The organism is Proteus sp. MB838 (assembly GCF_054767435.1).
In genome coordinates, this window is sequence record NZ_BAABMO010000106.1 from 1 (window position 1) to 601 (window position 601).

General features: G+C 33.4%; 1 protein-coding gene. It reads left to right on the forward strand.

What is annotated here, in order from left to right; all coding sequences use genetic code 11:
* Nucleotides 1–168 precede the first annotated feature (168 nt).
* Nucleotides 169–601, forward strand: a 433-nt coding sequence (locus tag ACYUCW_RS18135) for a super-infection exclusion protein B (RefSeq protein WP_460409185.1), incomplete at its 3' end; no start/stop codon positions are given.

The following is a 601-nucleotide window of genomic DNA, read 5'->3' on the forward strand; positions in this document are numbered from 1 at the left end:
ATCTCTATCTCCTATCTATTAATCAACTCACCACAGCCCACAGAATGGACTGTAATTAGTTAACTGTGCCTGCTTTTAACCACGTCAGGCGAGGTGGTTCTCGTGTACCCCTACAGCGAGAAATCGGCTATAATCCACTTACCCCTACAGAATAAGAGATTATCAACCATGCCGAATTGGATTGAGGCAGTGATTGCCTATTTAAAACAAAACACATCATTGAGGTTCAATATGTTTTGGTTGTTATCTTGGTTTGCGTTATTAATATTTACTCCCATTGGATATATTGAATTTATTAACTCAAAACTTCTTCAGTGGGATAATCCATACATAGTGTCGTCACTATTTTTTGTTCCAGTGAGTTACTTTATTTCATATTTTGTTAAGTTATTCATTAAGTTATGTATTTACTTAAACAGAGCGTTAACACAAGTAAGATTAAATAAAAAAAAGAAAAACAATATTAATAATGTCACCGACAAAGAAGCTTCGATTATTGCAATCTTTGCCGAAATAGGTCTGGATAGCGAATTGTCTTTTGATTCAATGAATGAAAAAGGTGTCATCGAATTATTTAATAAAGGAATAATCGAACCAATTA